13 protein-coding genes are annotated in these 14,120 nt (G+C 34.6%); 10 read left to right on the plus strand and 3 right to left on the minus strand.

The genetic code is table 11. The features are described 5' to 3' along the window. The first annotated feature begins 11 nt into the window (after positions 1-11). The 8 genes from WCS89_03140 to WCS89_03175 are packed head-to-tail and all read left to right on the plus strand — an operon-like array spanning position 12 to position 8,505. On the plus strand, positions 12-1,217 hold the full coding sequence (locus tag WCS89_03140) for a glycosyltransferase family 4 protein (protein MFA6554478.1): 1,206 nt from the start codon (positions 12-14) through the stop codon (positions 1,215-1,217). Beyond that, positions 1,214-2,323 (plus strand): glycosyltransferase family 4 protein, encoded by a 1,110-nt coding sequence (locus WCS89_03145; protein MFA6554479.1) that lies wholly within the window; start codon positions 1,214-1,216, stop codon positions 2,321-2,323. Before WCS89_03140 ends, WCS89_03145 begins: the two co-directional genes overlap by 4 nt. 25 nt (positions 2,324-2,348) lie before the next feature. Next, a complete protein-coding gene (locus WCS89_03150) occupies positions 2,349-3,413 on the plus strand; it encodes a glycosyltransferase (protein ID MFA6554480.1) in 1,065 nt (354 codons plus the stop codon). A gap of 10 nt (positions 3,414-3,423) precedes the next feature. Then, a complete protein-coding gene (locus WCS89_03155) occupies positions 3,424-4,452 on the plus strand; it encodes a glycosyltransferase (GenBank protein ID MFA6554481.1) in 1,029 nt (342 codons plus the stop codon). A 19-nt stretch (positions 4,453-4,471) separates the two neighbouring features. Next, a complete protein-coding gene (locus WCS89_03160; protein MFA6554482.1) occupies positions 4,472-5,089 on the plus strand; it encodes a class I SAM-dependent methyltransferase in 618 nt (205 codons plus the stop codon). Between the two features lie 7 nt (positions 5,090-5,096). After that, a complete protein-coding gene (locus WCS89_03165; protein ID MFA6554483.1) occupies positions 5,097-5,543 on the plus strand; it encodes a GtrA family protein in 447 nt (148 codons plus the stop codon). After that, positions 5,540-7,246 (plus strand): glycosyltransferase family 39 protein, encoded by a 1,707-nt coding sequence (locus WCS89_03170; GenBank protein ID MFA6554484.1) that lies wholly within the window; start codon positions 5,540-5,542, stop codon positions 7,244-7,246. Before WCS89_03165 ends, WCS89_03170 begins: the two co-directional genes overlap by 4 nt. 5 nt (positions 7,247-7,251) lie before the next feature. Continuing rightward, the gene (locus WCS89_03175) at positions 7,252-8,505 is read left to right on the plus strand and encodes a glycosyltransferase (protein MFA6554485.1); all 1,254 of its coding nucleotides are present in this window, start codon (positions 7,252-7,254) and stop codon (positions 8,503-8,505) included. Positions 8,506-8,513: 8 nt separating this feature from the next. Here WCS89_03175 and WCS89_03180 read toward each other — a convergent pair whose 3' ends face one another. After that, positions 8,514-9,422 carry an FkbM family methyltransferase gene (locus tag WCS89_03180; protein ID MFA6554486.1) on the minus strand — a complete coding sequence of 303 codons (909 nt, stop codon included), beginning with the start codon at positions 9,420-9,422 and terminating at the stop codon, positions 8,514-8,516. Between the two features lie 32 nt (positions 9,423-9,454). On the opposite strand from WCS89_03180, the gene WCS89_03185 reads away from it, so the two are divergent. Further along, the gene (locus WCS89_03185) at positions 9,455-11,644 is read left to right on the plus strand and encodes a glycosyltransferase (GenBank protein ID MFA6554487.1); all 2,190 of its coding nucleotides are present in this window, start codon (positions 9,455-9,457) and stop codon (positions 11,642-11,644) included. Here WCS89_03185 and WCS89_03190 read toward each other — a convergent pair. Both WCS89_03190 and WCS89_03195 read right to left on the minus strand, forming a co-directional pair. Beyond that, positions 11,634-12,296 (minus strand): class I SAM-dependent methyltransferase, encoded by a 663-nt coding sequence (locus WCS89_03190; GenBank protein MFA6554488.1) that lies wholly within the window; start codon positions 12,294-12,296, stop codon positions 11,634-11,636. The genes WCS89_03185 and WCS89_03190 overlap by 11 nt on opposite strands. Before the next feature lie 39 nt (positions 12,297-12,335). Then, positions 12,336-13,019 (minus strand): glycosyltransferase family 2 protein, encoded by a 684-nt coding sequence (locus tag WCS89_03195; GenBank protein MFA6554489.1) that lies wholly within the window; start codon positions 13,017-13,019, stop codon positions 12,336-12,338. A 14-nt stretch (positions 13,020-13,033) separates the two neighbouring features. Here WCS89_03195 and WCS89_03200 point away from each other — a divergent pair, with 14 nt between their 5' ends. Further along, positions 13,034-14,119 carry a glycosyltransferase family 39 protein gene (locus WCS89_03200; GenBank protein MFA6554490.1) on the plus strand — a complete coding sequence of 362 codons (1,086 nt, stop codon included), beginning with the start codon at positions 13,034-13,036 and terminating at the stop codon, positions 14,117-14,119. The last annotated feature ends 1 nt before the right edge of the window (position 14,120 follow it).

Below are 14,120 nucleotides of genomic sequence, written 5' to 3' on the forward strand. Positions count from 1 at the left end.
ATTATGAAGGTATGAAGCCAAGGCGCATACTCATATTTTCTCTCGTATATTATCCTCGTCTTATTGGTGGGGCAGAAGTTGCCATAAAAGAGATAACAGATAGGATTTCTCCGGAAGATGTGGAATTTGATATGGTAACTTTGCGCAAGCATTCACCAGCTTTTGAACGTATTGGTAATGTTAATATCTATCGAGTTGGTTCAAAGATATTTCCATTTTCAAAATATTTATTTATATTCCTGGCATATTTCAAAGCTTTAGAATTACATAAGAAAAATAAATATGATGCCATCTGGTCCATCATGGCCAATTATGCTGGATTTTCTGCACTTTTCTTTAAAAAGAAAAATCCAAAAGTACCATTTATCTTAACTTTACAAGAAGGGGATTCATTTGATCATATTCGTAGAAGGGTTGGGATTTTCTATCCACTTTTCAAAATGATCTTTGAACGTGCCGACCATATCCAAACCATTTCAAAATATTTGGCAAATTGGGCAAAAGATATGGGCGCAAGATGTCCAGTGACCGTCGTACCAAACGCTGTTGATTATGAATTATTCTCAAAAGATATTTCTGTAGAAGAAGCTAGTCAATTAAAAAATAAACTTGGTAAAAAAGAGGATGATGTTTTTCTAATAACCACATCTAGGTTGGTGATAAAAAATGCCGTGAATGACATAATTCAAGCTCTGGAGTATCTTCCAGGTAATATAAAATTTTTGATTCTCGGCACTGGTTATGAAGAAAAAAATCTCAAGAAGCAAGTTGTTGATTTAAAATTAGAGTACCGCGTCAAATTTTTGGGATTTGTACCACATGCTGAAATGCCGAAGTATTTACATATAAGTGACGTCTTCATCAGACCATCTCTATCTGAAGGTTTTGGTAACTCTTTTATTGAAGCCATGGCTGTAGGCATTCCTGTTATAGCAACACCAGTTGGTGGTATTGTAGATTTTCTGAAAGATGGTGAAACGGGACTTTTGTGTGAAGTTAATAATCCAAGAAGTATTGCTCAGAAAGTTGATAAGATAATCAAAGATAGAGAATCAAGAGAATATATTGTGAGACAAGCGAAGGAGATGGTGAAGAAACATTACCAGTGGGACACTGTCGTAGAAAAGATGAAGGAGATTTTTCTATCAGTTTCTACAGTTGAAGTCTCTCGTCAAGAAATGAAAAATAAGCTTAATTCTGCTAGACTTAAATTATGAAAATTTTAATAGCAACCGGAATATACCCACCTGATATTGGAGGGCCTGCTACATATTCACAATTGCTTCGAGAAAAATTACCGGAGAAGGGAATTCAAGTTAAAATTTTGACCTTTGGAGAAGTTCGTTATTTACCAAAAGTTATCAGACATCTAGTCTTTTTTTGTAAAGCAATGATTAGGGGTCGTGATGTAGATATAATCTTTGCACAAGATCCAGTTTCGGTCGGCTTTCCATCATGGTTGACAACTTTCATCATGCGTAAAAAATTCTTTATACGTGTAGCTGGTGATTATGCTTGGGAACAAGCTGTACAAAGATATGGTATCAAAGATAATATTGATGATTTTCAAAAAAAGAAATATGGTGCAAAGACAAGTTTTTTGCGAATGATCCAGAGGTTTGTCGTTGGTAGAGCGGATACAGTATTTACACCTAGTATCTATTTTAGGGATTTGGTAGCTGGATGGAATAAAAAGCAAAAAAGAGTTTTCCATATTTATAATGGAATTGATATGTTGCCGGTGACTCAAAGTAAAGAAGATGCACGAAAAGTGCTTGCGATTCCTAGTGATACAAAAGTTTTAGTAACTATTGGAAGACTTGTACCATGGAAAGGCTTTTTCGGTCTGATAGATGTTGTCGGGGATTTGCAAAAGGTTTCTTCACAATATCGTCTGTATATTGTTGGTACTGGTCCAGATAAGGAATCTTTGAAGAAATATATCTCTGAAAGAGGTCTTGATGAAGTGGTTTTTCTCACTGGAGCAGTCCCTCGTGAGAAAGTCTTTTCATATTTGGTAGCTTCAGATGTGTTTGTGCTAAATACGTCATTTGAGAGTTTCTCATTCCAAATAGTTGAGGCAATGCACGCTGGTACGCCAGTTATCTCTACGGATATAGGAAATATTTCTGAAATTGTTGAAAATGGTGAGGAGGGAATACTTGTTGCACCTGATGATAAAAAAGCTTTGAGTGATTCAATCTTGAAAATTGTTAATGATGAACAATTTAGATCGTCTATTATCATGCAGGCTAAAATTAAGTCAAAGATGTTTTCTATTGAAAATACCTTGAATAAGTTATACACTTTTCTCGTTGAATAATACCGTGAATCAAAAACGATTATTAATGATTTCGACCGACAGATTAATCTTTGATGAGAAGAGCGAAGTTCGTGCGCGCCAGATTGAATACGCTAAGAATTGGGACGAAGTACACATTGTCGTCTTTAATCGATACCCCCGGGGGGTATCAGATGCGAATTTGAAAATCTCCCCTAACTGCTGGATCTATTCAACAGAATCATATTCAAAGTTTTTGTACCCATTTGACGCCATCAAGCTTGGTCGTCAGATTATTACTGAACATAAAATCAGTGAAATAACTTGCCAAGATTCTTCTCTGACAGCAATGGTCGGCGTATCTCTTAAAAAGAAGTTTAATATTCCACTGGAGATTCAGATTCATACGGATATCGGTAGTCCATATTTTGCTCGTACTATTACCAATAAGATCCGACTTATGATGGCAAAAAAATATTTGCTGGAAGCGGATAAAATAAGGGTCGTTTCAGAGAGAATTAAAAAATATGTTGAGGTGATTCTTTCCAATAAAGATTGTTGCGGTGATTGTAGGTGCGAAACAGGTAATAGTTGTAAATGTTGCGGTGATAATTGCGCCTGCGATAAGACTTTAATAGAAGTCCGTCCGATAGTTGTAGATACGGAATTTATTAAAAATGCACCGATTACTGTTGATTTGCATAAAAAATATCCACAATTTACAAAGATAGTCCTGATGGCTTCACGATTGGAAAAAGAAAAAAATATTGAATTGGCTATTAGGTCTTGGTCAGAAATTATTAAAATCAATCCAACAGTTGGTTTGATCATAGTCGGTAGTGGCTCCGAAGGATCTAAACTCAAAACATTAATCTCAAAGTTGGGATTAAATAAGAATATTTTTATGGAAAAATGGGTAGATAAAAATATTCTAGCTTCATATTACAAAACAGCTGATCTGTTTTTGGTCACTTCATTATTTGAAGGTTACGGTATGACTCTAGTTGAAGCCAATGCTGTCGGGTGTAAGATTGTCTCTACTGACGTAGGAATAGCAAAAGAAATGAATGCGACGATCGTAGGATATAATACTAAGGAAGTTGCAGATGTGATTGTTTCCAAGATTAGGTAGCAGACGAATTATGAGATTACTGATAATAACCCAAAAAGTAGATAGAGAGGATCCAGTATTGGGTTTTTTTCATGGCTGGATAGAAGAATTTTCAAGACGCTTCAAAGCGGTCGTTGTTATTTGTTTATCAAAAGGTAAATATGAATTACCTGGAAATGTTGCTGTTTTATCACTTGGTAAGGAAAAGTGGCAAAGTAAGGCCAAGTATATTTTTTTATTGTTCTATTTTTCTTTGAGATATTCCAATCGTTATGATGCTGTCTTTGTTCACATGAACGAAGAATATGTCGTCTTGGCTGGTTGGTTGTGGAGAATAATGGGAAAGAAGGTTTTCATGTGGCGCAATCATCCTCATGGAAATACCATGACAGACATAGCTTCAATCTTTTGTAATAAAGTTTTCTGTACATCAAAATATTCTTATACAGCAAAATACAAGAAAACGACGCTTATGCCTGTAGGTATAGATATGAATAAATTCAAGGTTGATAATTCTAAACCTAAGATAAAAAATTCCATTCTATTTCTAGGAAGAATAGCAAAGATAAAGAATGTTCATATTTTTGTTGAAGCTTTAGGTATGTTGAAAAAAAGCGGAATAATCTTTACGGCTGATATATATGGAGATGCTTTACCAAAAGATACTCAATATTTTGAAGAGATAAAGTCAAAAGCAAAAGAGCTTGGTCTTAATAACATGCTTAAATTTATGAGTGGAGTACCGAACTATAAAACACCAGAAATTTATAATAGTCATGAAATATTTGTTAACCTGACTCCTAGTGGCGCTTATGATAAGACTATATTTGAAGCAATGGCTTGTGGATGTTTGACTTTGACTACCAATGATAATCTGAAAGAACAGGTTGATGGAAGGTTGAGTATAAAGAGTATTGAAGTATCAGAAGTTGTGAAGCAATTGGACGAAGTCTTGTCTTTAGAAGAAGAGAGTAAAAAGAAGATTATTTCCAATTGTGTTAAGTTTGCTGAAACACAGAGTTTGACGAGTCTCGCTTCCAAGATTGCAGAAACTATCTAATTAACCTATTATAATCCCCATGAGTAAACTCATTCCAAGTTTTTGGTATCTCTTAAGAGAGAAGATGAAAGGACGAAATTTTATTTACGAGTTTTATTTCAAAGGTAAAAGAACTATTGATGTTGGTTGTGGTGGCGGTCAATTTTTGGCATTTGATAAGAAATTGATACACGGTGTAGATCTGAACGAAGTTGTGGTCCAAAAACTGGCTAGCGATGGTTTTATGGTCAAAGTTGCTAGTGCCGATAAGATCCCGTATGAAGATGGGAAGTTTGAAATGGCTCATTGTCATAATGTTATAGAACATCTTATCCCTAAGACCGCTCACGGAATGTTATGCGAATCTGCAAGAGTTCTGAAAAGGGGCGGTATGTTGGTACTTAGTTCCGAAGTTATAACCAGAAAATTTTGGGGAACTTTCGGTCACACCAGACCTTATCCTCCAAGTGCTGTTAAAAAATTGTTACGCGAAGATAGTAGGGAAGAATTTGAACCGATTTCCAGCCTTGAATGGGTCGGAGTATTTTATTTAGGTGATTATTATTCCAACAGAGTTATGTATTTGATTTCCGCTTTTCTGGGTTATTACACACCACTTTTCAGACGGGAATATTTTTTGGTTTTGAGAAAAAAATAAGATATTTATGGTTGATTGGACAATAAAAAAATATATAGAATTGAATGATAAATATCCAACGCATACGAAGTTGGTCCGCTTTTTGATTTCTGGTGGTACAGCTACTTTTGTAAATATTGCTTTGTTGTATGTTTTTACTGACGTATTTGATATATGGTATATAACATCTGCAATAATGGCTTTCGTTATTGCTTTTGTTGTTAGTTTTACTCTTCAGAAGTTTTGGACATTCCAAGATATGTCAAAAGAGGGTATGCACCGTCAGGCTATTATATATTTTACGATGGCATCTTTTAACCTTTGTCTGAATGCTGGTTTATTGTATTTATGTGTTGAATATATTGGCCTTCATTATTTATCTGCTCAGATTTTGATAAGCATTTTGATTGCAATTGAAAATTATTTCGTTTATCAGTTTTTGATTTTTAGAAGGACTATTTTGATAAAACCATGATTATTCCAGAATCAAGATTATTTTCTTATTCAAAAGAATTGAGAGTTATTCTTATATTATTACTAACCTTTTTTGTGATAAGGATATCGGGTGTCTCCATATCTTATTATCAAGATGAATGGAAAAATGTATCCTCGGCTTCAAGTGTTGAATCGGCTGGAGCTTTCTTTGCTCATCCGCCTTTGATGCAAATGTGGTTTGTCGCTGGGTATGCGATATTTGGTGAAAATAATTTTAGACTATTTCCAATACTATTCTCTGCGATGACGCTTGTCCTTCTGTATATTGTTGTGAGGAAAAGATTTGATAATACAACAGCTTTATTGTCAGCATCTCTTTTTACGGTAGTTTTTTATAGCATCTGGGGTTCTCTAATGGTTGATGTTGATGGCCCAGTGATGCCTTTGCTGTTTTTGCTTGCAGTATATTGTTACGATGAGTCCAATCTTTCAGCGGATAATTCTAAGCGTAAATGGTTTATATTACTTCTTTTGTCATGTCTTGCTGGATTTTTGATAAAACTTAGTTTCATTTTAGTTGTTGGAGTTTTCTTATTGGACTATGTCTGGACTAATTGGCGCAGTTTAACTTTGAAGAAATGGGTGGTCTTGGCTGGATCTCTGGGTGGTTTCGGTATAATTTATGTCGTTGCTCTTTATGTCATCCAAGCTATTTATCCTGCATTTAGTATTGATTTTATGCTTGGTCATGCCAATCAATTTGTTCCTGATATTGGAAGGGATTATACACAAATAGTTGTTCAAGGAGTAAAAGCGATTTATTATCTTTCTCCACTTTTGATTGTGCCATTACTATTTTTATCAAAAGAGATTTTTAGAAAAACGCGCATATTTTTCATATATCTTTTGGTCGGTTTTCTATTCTATTTCGTCATCTTTGATTTCTCTAGGGGGGTGTTGGATAAATATTTGATATTTGCGACGATACCTCTCGCTGTTATATCCGGAGCTATTTTTGCCAGTCTTTTCAAGAATTTTAAACCTTCTTTGAAGAGTCTGAAAATACCAATAATTATTTCGGTTGTTGTCGCAGTCATTCTCATTGCTATCAATTTCTTACCTCACGCTGTAATGCCTTTGTATCCAAAGACAGAGTGGTTCTCTAGAGTTTTGCATGGTCAATGGAATTTCCTTAACCCGTTCAATGGTGGTTCTGGTCCAATTGGCTTCTACGTTTCTTTCTTATTTATCGCAGTCTCGTTTATCTTTTCAGCAGTAGTGGGTTTGGTTGGTCTTATAAAGAAAGATTGGAGACAATCTTGTGCAATTATTCTTATTGCTATTGGTTTGGTTTATAACATTGTTCTTGCAGAGGAACTGATGTTCGGAAAGATTAATGGAAATTCTACAAAATTACTCGCCACAGCGGTTTCTTTTATAACCAAAACTGATTCAATAAAGAAGGTAATGTCATACAACAGTATTGGTATTCGTGAGTTGTCTCCAACTGGGAAATGGTATATGAGGTTTTATGCCGCTCCACAATTTGAGAGTAATCATCGTAAAGTATTCGCTGACTTCAAAGGGCAATATTTGGTAGTAGATATTCCACATATAAGTGAGAGTATTTTCTATGGAAAGTTCTTGGCTAAATGTGATGTTATTTTTGAATCTAGATCAGGAAAGATAACCGCTAGAGTTTATGATTGTCTGGACAGTAAGAAGATTATTGATAGTATATAATCACTATGAAGAAAGACTTTTGGAAAAGATACTATTACGATTATTTAGATTCCTTCGTTTCTTTTCTTGTACCTGTAAATGCAAAAGTTCTTCATCTAAATCAGAATGAATTTGATACGGCAAATCTTTTCTCAAATTCTTCTAAGTATGATTATGTGGTCACTTCTGACACTCTGGGTAATATTCGTGATATAGAGTTGTTCCTAAGGGGAACCAAGAAAATGCTTACAGATGACGGAAGAGTTGTTATAACTCAATATAATGCCCTTTGGGAGCCTATTTTGAGGCTTGCTTCTGCTTTGGGGTTGAGAAAAGCCGTTATAGAACAGAACTGGCTTTCAATGTTAGATCTAAAAAACTTTGCTTATTTGGCTGGTTTTGAAGTTATAAAATCTGGTACAAAATTGATTTTACCTGTTTATATTCCGATCCTATCATTCGTTTGTAATAAATTTTTGATGAATATTTGGCCATTTTCTCATCTTGGTCTTTTTCATTATATTGTTGCAAGAAAGTCCGGATTAAAGACAGGTGATAAACCATCTATATCTATTGTTGTCCCTGCTAGGAATGAAGCTGGAACAATAGAAAAAATAGCTAGAGAATTGCCAGAATTAGGTTCGTTCACAGAAATAATTTTTATTGAGGGTAATTCAACCGATAACACTTATTCTGAAATACAAAGAGTTGTAAAGATTTTTGGTAAGACAAAGAAAATCAAGTTTGCAAAACAAAGTGGAAAAGGAAAAGGTGATGCTGTCAGAAAAGGTTTTGATATGGCAACTGGTGATATTCTCGCTATATATGATGCTGATATGACAGTTCCAGCTGATGAAGTCGTCAAATTCTATGAAGCTATCGTCAGTAATAAAGGGGATTTTATTAATGGGTCTCGTTTGGTCTATCCTATGCAAAAGGAATCAATGCGAGTTTTGAATTTCTTTGGAAATAAGTTTTTCAGTTTGGCTTTTAGTTGGATTTTGGGACAACCACTCAAAGATACACTTTGTGGTACAAAAGTCTTGTGGCGTAGTGATTATGAAAAAATCAAACAAGGCAGAACTTTCTTCGGTGATTTTGATCCTTTTGGTGATTTTGATCTCCTGTTTGGTGCAGCAAAATTAAATTTGAAAATTATTGATATGCCAGTTCATTATGGAGAACGTGTCTATGGCACGACCAACATAAGTCGTTGGAAACATGGATGGTTACTCTTGAAGATGACAGTTTTCGCTTCAAAAAAGATGAAATTTTTGTAGTACCCGTGTTATTTTTTGACAGCAAAAATATTTTTGAATGATTCACCTTTGGGGAAAGTCTGAATAAATTCTTCTATATTTGTTATTGGTTGAATATCTTTTTTATTTTCATCTATTAGAGAAAGCGAAAAGCCAAGTCCCGCTAGGTTTTCAAGATATCTTTGAGCATTGCCACCTAGTCTGGCCATGGCTTTTGGATAGACTTCAGTGAAGATTATCAAGTTAGGGCTTTTTTGTATTGTTTCTCGCATACCTTCTAGTGCCAAGAATTCAGCTCCTTCTATGTCTATTTTTATAATATCTATCTTTGGCGAACCAAATTGTTTGAGAGAATTATCTAAAGTATCCAATTCTATTGTTAATCCTGGTTTATCTTTGTCATAGACTAGAGAATGATGACCTTTATTATTTGGATCTAGATACAATGTATTTGAACCTTTTTTGTCGGACAAACCAATTTTTTGTGCTTTTACATTTGTAAGTCTATTGACCTCAATATTTTTTTGAAGAAAAGAGTAGTTTCTATTTTCTGGTTCGTAGGCGAATATTTTGCCGTTTGATCCAATGTGTCCGCTAGCTATTATGGTGTAGTATCCGATATTTGCACCGATATCAACTACGGTAAAACCATTTTTCAGTGATTTTCGGAATAGCTCTATCTCGGTATCTTCAAAACTTCCTAGAGCAAGTGTTCCTGACACTGCCACATCAGTTTGATCCAGTATGATAGTACCTTCTTGGATATTTATCTGTGGGGGGATCTTGGATAAGATGATCTTATTTAGAATTGTTTTTAGAATTGGTACAAGTGATGCTGTACGGTAGATTTTTGCTGGTATAGAGGGTGGTAATAGACCAATGATCTTTGTTAAAACCGAAGCGTGTCTATCGGATTTGAGAGCTTGTTGTTTCGGCATAAATGATTATAATTACACGGTTAAAGATTTATATGAAAGCCTATAGAGATATTATCATCATACCGACCTATAACGAGAAAGACAACATAGGCAAAATAATTGAAAAAGTTAGTGGGCTTTATCCTGAGCTGGAAATATGGGTAGTTGACGATAGTTCACCTGATGGAACAGCAAAGATTGTCTCTACAATCATGAAATCCAATCCAAAGGTGAGTTTGATTGTCCGTAAAGCAAAGACTGGTCTAGGCGATGCTTATAAAGATACTTTGATCAAAATCCAAAAAATGGGTGATGTTAGGAGTGTAATAACGATGGATGCTGATGGTTCTCATAATCCTTTGAAGATAAGAGAACTTCTAGATTCGCTTCAAAAAGTTGATTTGAGTATTGGTTCTAGATATACGAGCGGCGGTGGTGGAATGAAGGGTATGGGCATGTATAGGAATTTTTTGAGTATGGGTGGCAATCTATATGCTAGGATTATTATTGGTTTTGGTATCAATGATTCTACTGCTGGTTTTGTAGCCTTCAGGAGAACTGCTTTGGACGGTATCAATATTCCTGCTATTGCTAGTGCTGGTTATTCTTATCAAATAGAATTCAAGAATACTTTACTTGAAGCTGGAAGAAGTTGGAATGAAATTCCTATTACTTTTGTTGATCGTATAGTAGGTACATCAAAAATGTCTGGAAGGATTATCAAAGAGGGAATTTTGACCCCTTGGAGAATAGCGGCTCGTAAAACATTCAAATGGTCACATTTCAAAGAGGTTTTGAAAAAAGCTTTACTGATTTCTACTGTGCTCTGTGCTTTTATGTTTGCTCTTTTCCATTTAAAAGAGAGTCCACCTGTCTGGTATGACGAAGGCTTGTATATTCAGGATGCTGTAAACCTTGTCCAAGATGGAATCGTAGGAGTTAGGTTTTCTCCAGATATTATCCGTCATGTTTCGGAGTTTAGTGTTGGTTTTCCATTGACTTATTCTTTGGCCGGATTTTTCAATATTTTTGGAATAGATATTTTCACAGCACGTTTGCTTATGATTTTGTTTATTTTAGGTCTTATCATTTCTAGTTATTTTCTCATAAAGAAACTATATGGCAGAAATATAGCGATAATTTCTACAATTTTATTGTCTACATTTCCACCTTTATATGGTAATGGTAAAAGTGTATTAGGTGAGACACCAGGATTGTTGTTTTTAGTCTTAGCTTTATTGTTTGTTTATTTAGCTAGAACAAAATTTGGATCAAGGAATAAATATATCGTGTTTGCTGGTTTATTTGTTGGTTTGGCTGTAGCTACAAAACCATTCTTTCTTATATTGATTCCAGCGCTTATTGTTGGTTTGTTTTCCAGTAGAAAAATTATGCAGATTAAGATGTCTGATCTATATCTAGGTTCAATAGCTACGTTGATACCGATAATTATTTGGCTGACAACCCAGTTCCAATCAGGAGATTCATTCTTGAAGATTTTTTCTTTCTACGCCAACCCCTATCAAGTTTCTAGTATTATTAGCATAGTCTTTAATAGTATTAAAAGTCTATTTACCAGTGTAGGCCCGCTATATCTTATGGTGGTATTGTTTGTCTGGTTGGTATCTTTGATAATTAAGTTTAAGAGACGTTCAGAAATTTCTCCAGAGGAAATAACAGCCTTCACTTTTTCTGTTCTCTGTGTTTTGGCTTATTTGAGAATATCAGGAATCTTTAGATACCTTTATCCAGCTCAAGTGATTTCTTTGATTTTCTTTCCATCAGCTTTAGCTTACATACTAAATACATTTTCAACTTCATGGTTTGATAATACGAAAAAGAAATTTGTAACGCTTGGTTTGGCTATTGTATTTATACCACTGACATTTCTCGGTATATATCAAGTTCTCTTCAATTCTTGGGTTGCTGAAGCTTATGGATCAAATAAGACTGCTGATTGGCAAAATTACTTTGAGAAGTTACCCTCAAAAGAATCCGTTTTCTTTTACGATACTCCTGAAGTTGCGATCTTTATGAATGGTAGTAATTATTATCAATATATAGAACCAGCGCCAAGTATGAAGATTGGTACTGAAGAATTGGATGTTATACGTCAAGGTATAACCGATAAAGTAGTTATTACTACAGGTAGATTGAGCGGACTTGATCAGAGCCTGTTTGTAAAATATAGTTTAGACAAAACCTTTTACAAATATTCTATTTTGAAAAAGATTAAGAAATAGGTTTCTTTAGTTCCAATATTACGATACCAAGAAAAAATGGTCGTAGTAGATATACACGTGCAGATGGGGTAATCTTTTTGCCTATCTTTATCAATTCTTTTTTAGAAAAGAATGTTTGATCAGTCCATGGCCATAGCGAGCGGAATATTTTTGGACGAGTAATAGTGTACCAAGGTGTGAGATATGACCATTTATACGGAACACTGATGAGGGTGGTTCCACCTAGTTTTGTAGCTTTCCAATGTTGCTCTGCTACGAGTAGTGGATTATCAAAATGTTCCATGAGCCCTTGGCTCCAGACTATATCAAATGTCCCCTGAAAAGGGACATCAAGACAATTCCCGTCAATGAATTTGGCATTTGTAACTCCATATTTTTTTGCGCAATCTTGCGATATTTTCAAAGCTTCTGGAGAAATATCTAAACCTACCAAACCCTTCATTTCTTTTGCTAAAGAGATCGTCAGTGTAGAAGTACCGCAACCAAGTTCTAGAAATTCCGTTTGCCCGTTGATATGCTTTCGCAACATTTTACGAAAGAAACCGTTGTAGACAAAACGTCCGTAATCTACAAAATAAGACAGTCTGTTTTTATGTAGCCAAATATTTTGCCAAATGTCTCTATGTTCTCTAGTGTTATTTCGGTGTTCCATAAAATTTTTATTTAATATGCTGATTATATTATCATGAAATCATTTGAATCGTTGAATAAATAATACCCAAATACCGATGATACCATCGCGGTATTTTATCTTTTTACCATTCTCAATAGTTCTTGGATTATGAGATATTGGTACTTCTGCTATTTTGAAATTATTTTTGACCAAGCTAGTCGAGAATATTAGTTCGGATTCAAATCTACCCGAAACAAAGAGGTGACCAGCTTTCTTCGGAAAGAGTTTATAACAAGTCCAAAGGTCGGTCAATTTTGAACCGTAAAGTATATTGAATTGTTTTGTTATGAACCAGACTCCAACTCGTGGAATATACATACCTTTTCTTTTTTCATGGTGGATGTTTCTTGATCCATATATAATGTCGGCTTTACCTTTGTTGAGTTCGTTTATAAGTAGAGGAATTTCTTTTGGGTTATATTCTAGATCAGCGTCTTGTATCAAGATATAATCTCCAGAACTGTTTTCTATACCTGTTTTGACGGCGCTACCTTTTCCTTGGTTTTTTGTGTGGTAAATAATTTTCAAGCGATCCTTGTAGTCATCTAGAATCTTTCTAGTATCATCTTGCGATCCATCGTCAACTACCACGATTTCTTTTTTCCAGTTTGACGGTAATGATACCTGTAAAACTCTTTGTAGAAGTTCATGAATAGTAGCTTGCTCGTTGAAGCAAGGTATTATGATGGAAAGAGTTTTCATCGTATAATTGAAGCATGGCGAATGACAAAAGTAAAATATTCTTTTGGGTTTTTGTAATTGTAATTTCTGTTGTATGTTTTGTTTCTTTATTCATTTTTAAGCCGGTTGTTGCTGGTGACGGTTTTTCATATGTAGATACGATCAAGGTTATCCAAGGTGGAAATATTCCAAGTGATTTTGTTCCAAATAGGATGATAGCCAATTTTTATGGTCTTGGACTTATAATCTTGCTATCAAAAATATTTGGAAATGTTGAACTGGGTTGGATTCTTCTAAACATAACACTATTTTTTGTTTCTAGTATTATTTTTTATAAAATAATACGGACCCTCTTTGAAAGTGATAAAACAGCTTTTATTGCTTCACTTTTCTTTGCTACCAATTACGCCGTCATTTCGTTTGGTTTAGCTTATTTGATGGATATTGGAGGTTGGGCTTTCTACTTATTATCCCTCTATTTGACCCTAAAATACGTCCAGACTGGAGATAGAAAGATGTTGTTGTATTCTGCCGTTGTTATTGGTTTCGGAGGTTTATTCAAGGAATATGCCTTTTTGGGAGTTATACCTATTGCTATTGTATTAGCTTATGAAAATTGGCCAAAATTTATTACGATTATAAAAAAAGGATTAGTTCCAGCCTTGATAGTCTTTGTCCCTGCAATCCCAGTTTATTTGGTTGTTTATAAAAAATTTGGTTACACCTATGCTACGTGGCTCTCTTCTAACCAAGAGCATTACGTTTATGCTCATAAGTATATTGAATACATAAAAAGTCTTGGTTCTTTGTATAATTTTCTCGCTTTCTTGTTTATAGGTGGAATATTCTATTTTATTTATAATCGAAAGGAATTGGTGGCAGATAATAGACTTAGAGTTTTTATTATCTCTGTTTCTTTGTCTATACTCCCAGTCTTTATTTGGCCAGCTATAACTCAGAGGATATTATTTATTACCGTTCCAGCCGCTATTGTTATCGCTTCGTTTATGTTCAAAAAATGGGAAAAATATTGGTGGGTTTTCATATTGCCACTTATTTTGTATATTGTAGTTAACTTCAATATGAATTACGTCCTTTCCAATTTTAATCTACCGTTTTAAA

This window comes from Candidatus Paceibacterota bacterium, assembly GCA_041666915.1.
In the GTDB taxonomy this organism is placed as follows: Bacteria; Patescibacteriota; Minisyncoccia; order Phycocordibacterales; family PALSA-1337; genus C7867-002.

Coding starts and splice junctions, on each gene's coding strand:
- WCS89_03140 (MFA6554478.1), top strand. CDS start 12: ATGAAGCCAAGGCGCATACTCATATTTTCTCTCGTATATTATCCTCGT.
- WCS89_03145 (MFA6554479.1), top strand. CDS start 1,214: ATGAAAATTTTAATAGCAACCGGAATATACCCACCTGATATTGGAGGG.
- WCS89_03150 (MFA6554480.1), top strand. CDS start 2,349: ATGATTTCGACCGACAGATTAATCTTTGATGAGAAGAGCGAAGTTCGT.
- WCS89_03155 (MFA6554481.1), top strand. CDS start 3,424: ATGAGATTACTGATAATAACCCAAAAAGTAGATAGAGAGGATCCAGTA.
- WCS89_03160 (MFA6554482.1), top strand. CDS start 4,472: ATGAGTAAACTCATTCCAAGTTTTTGGTATCTCTTAAGAGAGAAGATG.
- WCS89_03165 (MFA6554483.1), top strand. CDS start 5,097: ATGGTTGATTGGACAATAAAAAAATATATAGAATTGAATGATAAATAT.
- WCS89_03170 (MFA6554484.1), top strand. CDS start 5,540: ATGATTATTCCAGAATCAAGATTATTTTCTTATTCAAAAGAATTGAGA.
- WCS89_03175 (MFA6554485.1), top strand. CDS start 7,252: ATGAAGAAAGACTTTTGGAAAAGATACTATTACGATTATTTAGATTCC.
- WCS89_03180 (MFA6554486.1), bottom strand. CDS start 9,422: ATGCCGAAACAACAAGCTCTCAAATCCGATAGACACGCTTCGGTTTTA.
- WCS89_03185 (MFA6554487.1), top strand. CDS start 9,455: ATGAAAGCCTATAGAGATATTATCATCATACCGACCTATAACGAGAAA.
- WCS89_03190 (MFA6554488.1), bottom strand. CDS start 12,296: ATGGAACACCGAAATAACACTAGAGAACATAGAGACATTTGGCAAAAT.
- WCS89_03195 (MFA6554489.1), bottom strand. CDS start 13,019: ATGAAAACTCTTTCCATCATAATACCTTGCTTCAACGAGCAAGCTACT.
- WCS89_03200 (MFA6554490.1), top strand. CDS start 13,034: ATGGCGAATGACAAAAGTAAAATATTCTTTTGGGTTTTTGTAATTGTA.